Consider the following 8,013-nt stretch of genomic DNA (forward strand, 5'->3'; position numbering starts at 1 on the left):
CTAGCAACCAGTGATATTCAGACAAGCTATCGAAATTGATACATTCTGAACAAAGCTTACTTGATTATCGCTTATAAGATTCAATATACGGGGAACGCTTCTTTTCTAGAATATACATTTAGTCTTTGGTAATAACGAGCAACAGTCGAAATGCAACAAAGCGACCAAAGTATTTATCTATTACGGACTCTAAAAGCAATATGGGTTTTACCATAATCTTTGGCAAAAGACACCATTTCCTAAAACCACCCGACAGAGGGTAAGCAATTGATCCCGTCCATTGAATTTTAGATATGCGTAATCCAGGAACATGATTTGGCAATCTTTTTCTATCTTTTGTTGCCAATACCGTTCCTAATGCTTGGTTCGCATCAAACGGATTCCGTTTTCTGCTTAGTTGTCCATCTGCCAGTACATCCACATTCATGTCGAAGGGCTCTGAATGAAACAGTCTCCAGAATAATCGACTAAGAATCGTGATAGCAGGCTCAATAAGCAGTAAACGACCACCAGACTGGAGCAAGCGGTTCGCTTCATGGAGGAACCTTATAGGTCGTTGTAGATGATGAAAAACATCGACTGCGACAATGTTATTTACAGAACTATCCGCAAAAGGTAACGAATGTGCGTCTGAAACAACATCAACATATGGTGTATGAACTATATCAGTGGAAATTACTTCGAAACCGCAGTGTCTTAGACTACCTGAGCCTGCTCCAATTTCTAAGGCTCGTCCAGGAATTGAGTTACTGAAAGCGAGATCATAGTAATGCTGGTACACCAATCGTAGACTGGGCTTTTTTAACCATATCCGTTGGTGTTCGTCCAGCAGTGTTTTCGCCTCCAATAAACGCCATCCCATTAAATATTCTCCTTAAAAGAACGGCTCTTGTGTTATTTGCCTATTATAGTGCGAGAAATTCAAATGAATAACGAACGATGTTCTTCTCACCAAATCTACAATCGGAATGATAACTACGCTCAGGTTCGCCATCATCCGTCTCTACACGCATGCTGTTGACTAGTCTGCCACGCGTTCAGCTTTTTCGAGAACCACATCCTCTAACGGCACATCGGAGTGGTAGCCAACATTACCTGTTTCCACCGCAGCGATCTTCTCGACGACATCCATTCCAGACACCACACGGCCGAACACTGCGTATCCCCAGCCACTTTCCGTCTTTTCCGTGTGGTCCAGAGACTGATTATCCTTAAGGTTAATAAAAAACTGAGCTGTTGCTGAGTGCGGGTCGTTGGTACGCGCCATACAGATTGCACCGATCAAATTCTTTAAACCGTTGTCTGCCTCATTCTGTATCGGTGTGCCCGTTCCCTTTTCCTGCATCCCCGAAACCATACCCCCACCCTGGATGACGAATCCCGGGATTACCCGATGGAAGATCGTATTGTCATAATGGCCACTGTCCACATAGGACAAGAAATTCTCTACTGTGATTGGCGCATTTTCAGCATCCAGTTCGAGCTTTATCTCGCCCATTGACGTCAGTATTGTGATCATAATTTTATTTTCCAGTTGTTGATTGGCATGTGCTACGAAAGTAGAGCAGCACATTATTATTGATAACCTGAAAACGTATAAGTAAAAACGACGCCAGACAAGCTTTACATCGCTCACAACTCACCTGCCATCTTCAGAATGTGCTTCCACTCTTTGGCAGCCACGGGGAGAATTGACAAGCGATTACCGCGCTGCACAAGCCGCATCTGTACCAATGCCCTCTCTCCCTTAAGGGCTTTAAGGGTCACGGGTGTTTTGAATTTTCTCTTGTATCGAACATCAACCATGACCCAGCGTGGATTCTCCGGGTCGCTTTTGGCATCAAAATATTTCTCGTTGGCTAGAAATGCAGTGTGATCCGGGTATCCCTCCCGCACGATTTCTATCACGCCGACGATCGCCGGCTCTTCACAATTAGAGTGATAAAAAAAAGCAAGGTCACCTTTTTTCATCTCATCACGCATGAAATTTCGTGCCTGATAATTCCGAATACCGTCCCAGTGGTCTGTTTTTCGTTTTTCCGCACGCAAGTGATCAATGCCGTAAACATCCGGTTCGCTTTTCATCAACCAGTATTTCACGCTGTTCCGGTCTCCTGCTCATCCACCCGGACCCGTTCGATGGTCCGACTGAGTCCGGTGAGCTCGTCGATGTCGATCACAACCCCGCAGATACTGGCCGGCCCTGAAGCTGGTTCTATACGCACGGGCAGTCGATCGACAAATCGTCGAAGAATTATATCGGTGTCTGCACCGATCACAGAATTGTAGCAACCCGTCATGCCGACGTCCGAGATATGCGCGGTACCCTGTGGCAGTACACGCTCATCTGCCGTGGGTACGTGGGTATGTGTGCCCACCACTGCCGAGACACGACCGTCCAGATACCAGCCCATCGCTACTTTCTCGCTGGTGGCTTCAGCATGAAAATCGACCAATACGACATTTAAGGTTTCGGGCTTTTTCGTCAGGACCTCATCCACACAGCGGAACGGACAATCGAGTGTAGGATGCATAAAGACTGTACCCATCACGTTCAGGACGCCCACTTCGATACCATTGCTGGCAGTGGCAACCATCCAGCCCGAGCCGGGCGAGTCCGCCGGGTAATTGTGCGGCCGCAGCAGACGAGGTTCATCCTGTATCAGATCCAGCGCTTCGCGTTTATCCCAGATATGATTGCCCGAAGTCAGAACGTCGATCTCTCCATCACCCAGCAACTCGTCCAGAATGGGCGCCGTCACGCCGAACCCGCCGGCCGCATTCTCTGCATTCACGACGGTCAACTCGGGATCGTATTGGTCCTTAAGGTCTCCCAGATAACGGCGTAACACCCGCCGTCCTGGCCTGCCGAATACATCCCCTATAAACAGTATCTTCATCAAACTTTTATCGACCGCATCGATGTGTCGGTTTTTGCTCAGCAGGCATAATAACCGCAATCGGTAACAATGCCGTGTAACGGCACGTCCCAACTGTCGACATCCAGACGATTCACGCGCTGAAACTCATGCGCCAACCCGATCAGCCGCGGCCGCTGACCGTGGCGACGATGTCGCAACACGTCGAGTGTTGCATCATAAAAACCGCCGCCCATACCGAGTCGGTTGCCGGCAGGGTCAAAAGCCACCAGGGGTACGAATACCCAGTCTAACTGCCCGATTTTCAGTGATGCCCAGGGAGGCACTTGTGGTTCGAGGATACCGAACCGGTTAGTTTTCAGCACACCGTCAGGTTTCAGTTCTCCAAATCGCAACAGCGGTCGTTGCAGTGGCACGATGATGGGTAGAAAGCATCTCCGTTTGCGCTGTATCAGCACCCGCATCATGGGCAGTGGGTCGATTTCCCCGTCGTTAGCAAGATACGCCGCAAAGCGCTGGCCACCTGCCAGCCCGGGCATGCCACGTAGCTGTGCCACGAGAGCTTTACCTGCTGTGTTTTGCTCCCGGGCAGACAGTGCGCGCCGCCGTGCACGCATCTCGTCCCGCAATCCCTGTTTAGAAGATATAGACATTACGGTGTCGAGTCCCTGTCTAATGGTTTGAATATGAAAAGACACCGCCCGCTTGTGCCGTACGGTTCCGGGTACCTTGAACCAAGTGGTCCAAGTGGGGATCACTGCGACACCTGAAGGCTTTCCAACGACAACTCGGCCGAGGACCTGCACACCAGTGCCAGCAAGACAATCCCCGAGTAAAAGTCTAGGTTCTAAGGGATTGCGTACCCATTCGAACACCGCAGGCGGTGCTGTTCAGGATTGTAACGGATTACCGCGCCAAGAATTTGCGGAGGTCCTGTCTAGGCGGTCTCGTCACTCTGATTGCGCGACACTGCCCTTTCGACGCGCGTCGTCAGCGCCTGCAAGCGAGCATTAAGGTCGCCCGGCACCTGGCTATTTCGGCGAAGCTGAAGCAGTTCGTTTGATAGATTCAGTGCAGTGATCACCGCACAATGCTCCAGACCCACCACTTTACTCTGCGCCTGGACCACACGCAGTTGTTTATCCAGGTGAGCGGCTGCATCCAGAAGATCGTCCCGATCATTCTTTTTGCAGGCGATAGTGAATTCTCTGTCCATGATCACCACCTTGACGCCTTCCTTACTCACCTCTAGCTCCCTATCTATTTAGCTTCAGTTTAGCAGCGCTTCAGCCTGCGTCCAATTCTCGTAAACGTTCAACGACCCGGTCGATCCTGAGTTTGGCTTCCCGGTTACGACCAAGTAAATCTTGCCGCTCCCGGTTCAGTTCCTCTTTCTCGGTAGACAATTGCTGATTTTGATTTTGCAGCCGTCCACACGCATCAATGAGATTGTCGACTTGTTCCGTCAACAAGTCGATTTGAGCAGTTGCGGTCCGGTTTTCTTGGTTATCCATCCGTCTGTCCTTCCTCTACTGCAGGTGAAGTGGTAATTGCGTATAACGTAATAGCGCTTATGGCCTCCGACGAAGATCATAGAACGACTTGGTGGGTCGGTCAATCTCAGCCTTTGAATTTGGTCCATTGCTATACTAAGATGGTGATGGCCGACGGATCTACCCATGAATCATCCTGATTCAGTCAAGCTGGACGGTGAATTTTACCTGCAGGTTGAAAGTCGACTCGATCACCCTGACGTGGTGTTCAGTCCTGCTGAAATACATGGTGTCGCCACGGGGCTTGTCTGTTGTGGAGAGGATGAATCCACACTGGCAAACTGGGCGCCCATATTGACCCGTGAGTTAGAAGATGACGCATCCCGTACCCTGGTGGAAGACATTCTATCTGGCCTGGTTGCTCTAACGCAGCGCGCACTTCAGAGCACAGATTTCACGTTTCAGATGCTGCTCCCGCCCGATTCCAGCGAAATCACAACACGGACGGCAGCGCTTGCAGACTGGTGCGCCGGGTTTTGTACCGGCACGGCCTTTAACAGCCGGCTCAATGAAGCGGATCTGGAACCGGATGCCCTAGAAGCACTGACTGACATTGCCCGGATTGCCGAAGTCGAACCTGGTACAGATTCAGCGGAAGAGCAGGAAAAAGCGCTGCTGGAACTGGAAGAATATCTGCGGGTAGGGACTCAGTTAATATTCGAAGCCACTCTGGACAGCCAATCATTACCGAGCAGCGCTCTGGAAACTACTGAATCATGACTCAATTGGACATCTTCGGCCGGCGACGGCGTGACATTATGGCGCTCATGGGTGACGGGGTTGCCGTCATGCCCACTGCACCGGTCTCCCGACGAAACAATGATGTTGATTATCCTTTCCGTCCTGATAGTGATTTTCAGTATCTGAGCGGCTTTCCCGAACCTGAATCTGTGCTGGTACTGGTTCCAGGTCGAACACACGGCGAGTACATACTGTTCTGCCGAGAACGCGATGCAGAAAAGGAAACATGGCACGGCCGACGCGCTGGCCTTGAAGGCGCAATCGAGTCCTTCGGGGCTGACGATGCGTTTCCCATAGAAGATATCGACGACATACTGCCGGGCCTGCTGGAGAACCGCCCCAAGATTTTCTCCTGCATGGGTCGTTACTCCGAATTCGATAATCAGCTTCTGCAGTGGTTCAACGAGGTCAAATCCAAAAAACGTGCGGGGATCAGCGCACCCGGCGAACTGGTGGACATCAGCCACCTGCTGCATGAATTCCGATTGATCAAGTCAAACCACGAAATTTCAATCATGAAACGTGCAGCACGTGTCTCAGCGGATGCTCATTGCCGGGCCATGCGCGCCTGCAAACCAGGCATGATGGAGTACCAGATCGAAGCTGAACTCGAATATGAATTTCTAAAAGGCGGCGCCCACTCGTCGGCTTATCCGTCGATTGTTGCCGGCGGTGCAAACAGCTGCATTCTGCACTACACCGAAAACAGCGACAAATTGATTGATGGTGATCTGCTGCTGATCGATGCGGGTGCAGAGATCGACTGTTATGCAGCAGACATCACCCGAACGTTACCGGTCAACGGCACTTACAGCGCTGAGCAACGGGCGGTCTACGACATCGTTTTAGACGCACAGGTCGCGGCCATCGCCGAAGTCAAATCCGGGCATCACTGGAACCAGCCTCACGAGGCCGCCGTTAAGCGCTTAGCCCAAGGAATGATCGATCTCGGTTTGCTTGAGGGCGGTATTGAAGATGTGATTGAAAACAAGCGTTACCAGCGATTCTATATGCATCGCACCGGTCACTGGCTGGGTATGGACGTGCACGATGTAGGCGATTATCGACTCGGCGATCAATGGCGACTGCTGGAGCCCGGCATGGTATTGACCGTTGAACCCGGTCTGTACATCCCAGCGGCTGACGATATCGATCAACGGTGGCACAACATCGGCATTCGTATCGAAGACGACGTTCTGGTAACCCGTAAGAATGCCCAGGTTCTGTCTGGCGGCGTACCCAAACAGCCGGCCGAGGTTGAAGCGTTGATGGCGGAGGGTGTCGGGAGCTGACGCCGTGGCGCACGCAACCGATGTCGTCATCATCGGCGGCGGACTGATCGGCGCCAGTCTTGCGCTCGCCCTGGAACCACTCGAGCTGTCGATCGATGTGCTCGAGTCTATCCCGTTTAATCACGACGCCCAGCCCAGCTTCGACGAACGGACCATTGCGCTCACCTGGAGTTCTCGCAGAGTCTTCGAGGCGATCGGCATCTGGTCAGAAATCGCAACTGACGCATGCCCGATTCACAGCATTCATGTCTCGGATCAAGGCCATTTCGGTGGTACGCACTTGGATCGCAGTCTGATCAATACCGATGCGCTGGGGTATGTTGTGCCATCTCGGACTTTAGGCTATGCACTACTGAACCGCCTCCAGGATAGTATCCCCATTCGCTATCATGCACCCGCCGTCGTTGCTTCCCTGCAGAGTGATCGCGAATTCGTCAACGTGCAGGTTGATAACGCATCTCACGATCGAAAGGCGCGGCTCGCGGTACTGGCTGATGGCGGGCGCTCAGCGCTTGGCCAACAAATCGGGATCTGTCGCCTGGAAAAGTCATACCCGGAAGTGGTGTTGGTTGCGATGGTCGCGACTGATCAAGACCATCAGCACCGGGCCTATGAGCGCTTTACACAGCATGGGCCACTCGCACTCTTACCCGCCGGCCCCCGGCGTTTCGCCCTGGCCTGGACCTTGCCCAAGCCAACGGCGAAAACCTACGCTGAATTATCCAACGAAGAGTTTTTATCCCGTCTACAGATGAGTTTTGGTGAGCGTGCGGGTGTTTTTTGTAACGTCGGCGAGCGTAACACCTACGCGGTCGGGCTGACTGAGTTGTATCAGCCCGTATCCGGCCGGGTCGTTGCAATCGGCAATGCCGCCCACATCGTCCACCCTGTCGCGGGACAGGGATTCAACCTTGGTCTTCGTGATGTGGCTGAACTCGCTGAAAATATTGTCAACGCGACAGAACATCATCAAGATCTCGGCTCTATGGCTGTTCTATCCCGCTACGCTGACCACCGCCGTGTCCAAACCCGTCGCGTCCAGCACTTCACTGACGGCTTGCTCCGGATTTTCTCGAATGACTACCCCGGCCTTAACCTGCTGCGCAGTGCTGGTCTGCAAACACTGGATATGATGCCCGGTGTCAAACGACACTTGCTTCGCCGCACCGCGGGGCTCCGTGGGCCTCTACCGCGACTGGCCCGTGGACTGCCCTTGCGTCCCAATTAATCTCAGCTGATGCCAACCCAAACAGATCCTGATTTTGACGTGGTTGTGGCCGGTGCCGGTATGATCGGGTGCACCTGCGCCGTGGCGATTGCCCAATCCGGTGTCCGTGTTGCGCTGGTCGATCCCGGCCCCATCAATTTCAAACACAGCCGCCCAAATGAGATTCGGGTGAGCGCCATCAACCTTGCGACTGAAAATATTCTCCGTGCATTGGGTGCATGGTCTGTTTTAAAGGCCGAAAGCTTGTCCCCGTTTCGTCAGATCGACGTCTGGGACGCCGGAAGTTCAGGTCAAATCACCTTCAGTGCAGCAGCTGCAGG

Annotated in this window: 11 protein-coding genes and 1 other RNA gene; 4 read left to right on the forward strand and 8 right to left on the reverse strand. The window is 52.4% G+C overall.

The window, feature by feature from the left end:
• Positions 1-118 precede the first annotated feature (118 nt).
• From MK323_14615 to MK323_14650, 8 genes are all read right to left on the reverse strand, one after another.
• Entirely contained in the window at positions 119-862 is a 744-nt protein-coding gene (locus MK323_14615) for a class I SAM-dependent methyltransferase (protein MCH2483380.1), read from the reverse strand.
• A gap of 159 nt (positions 863-1,021) precedes the next feature.
• Positions 1,022-1,519, reverse strand: a complete 498-nt coding sequence (locus tag MK323_14620; GenBank protein MCH2483381.1) for a peptidylprolyl isomerase — start codon at positions 1,517-1,519, stop codon at positions 1,022-1,024.
• A 113-nt stretch (positions 1,520-1,632) separates the two neighbouring features.
• A complete protein-coding gene (locus MK323_14625; protein MCH2483382.1) occupies positions 1,633-2,100 on the reverse strand; it encodes an EVE domain-containing protein in 468 nt (155 codons plus the stop codon).
• On the reverse strand, positions 2,097-2,900 hold the full coding sequence (locus MK323_14630) for a TIGR00282 family metallophosphoesterase (GenBank protein ID MCH2483383.1): 804 nt from the start codon (positions 2,898-2,900) through the stop codon (positions 2,097-2,099). Before MK323_14630 ends, MK323_14625 begins: the two co-directional genes overlap by 4 nt.
• A gap of 38 nt (positions 2,901-2,938) precedes the next feature.
• Positions 2,939-3,532 (reverse strand): 5-formyltetrahydrofolate cyclo-ligase, encoded by a 594-nt coding sequence (locus MK323_14635; protein ID MCH2483384.1) that lies wholly within the window; start codon positions 3,530-3,532, stop codon positions 2,939-2,941.
• A 41-nt stretch (positions 3,533-3,573) separates the two neighbouring features.
• A non-coding RNA gene (gene ssrS / locus MK323_14640) (6S RNA) lies at positions 3,574-3,765 on the reverse strand.
• Positions 3,766-3,816: 51 nt separating this feature from the next.
• Entirely contained in the window at positions 3,817-4,125 is a 309-nt protein-coding gene (locus MK323_14645) for a cell division protein ZapA (protein MCH2483385.1), read from the reverse strand.
• Positions 4,126-4,165: 40 nt separating this feature from the next.
• Positions 4,166-4,393, reverse strand: coding sequence for a hypothetical protein (locus MK323_14650; GenBank protein ID MCH2483386.1), 228 nt, complete (start codon positions 4,391-4,393; stop codon positions 4,166-4,168).
• A 165-nt stretch (positions 4,394-4,558) separates the two neighbouring features.
• Here MK323_14650 and MK323_14655 point away from each other — a divergent pair, with 165 nt between their 5' ends.
• The 4 genes from MK323_14655 to MK323_14670 form a co-directional block, all read left to right on the forward strand.
• The gene (locus tag MK323_14655) at positions 4,559-5,152 is read left to right on the forward strand and encodes a UPF0149 family protein (GenBank protein ID MCH2483387.1); all 594 of its coding nucleotides are present in this window, start codon (positions 4,559-4,561) and stop codon (positions 5,150-5,152) included.
• Positions 5,149-6,465 (forward strand): aminopeptidase P N-terminal domain-containing protein, encoded by a 1,317-nt coding sequence (locus MK323_14660; protein ID MCH2483388.1) that lies wholly within the window; start codon positions 5,149-5,151, stop codon positions 6,463-6,465. Before MK323_14655 ends, MK323_14660 begins: the two co-directional genes overlap by 4 nt.
• Positions 6,466-6,469: 4 nt before the next feature.
• Positions 6,470-7,693 (forward strand): 2-octaprenyl-6-methoxyphenyl hydroxylase, encoded by a 1,224-nt coding sequence (ubiH, locus tag MK323_14665; protein ID MCH2483389.1) that lies wholly within the window; start codon positions 6,470-6,472, stop codon positions 7,691-7,693.
• Between the two features lie 9 nt (positions 7,694-7,702).
• Positions 7,703-8,013: FAD-dependent oxidoreductase (locus MK323_14670; GenBank protein MCH2483390.1), on the forward strand; the 311-nt coding region annotated here is incomplete at its 3' end.

The sequence above is a fragment of the Gammaproteobacteria bacterium genome (assembly GCA_022450155.1).
In the GTDB taxonomy this organism is placed as follows: Bacteria; Pseudomonadota; Gammaproteobacteria; order Arenicellales; family UBA868; genus REDSEA-S09-B13.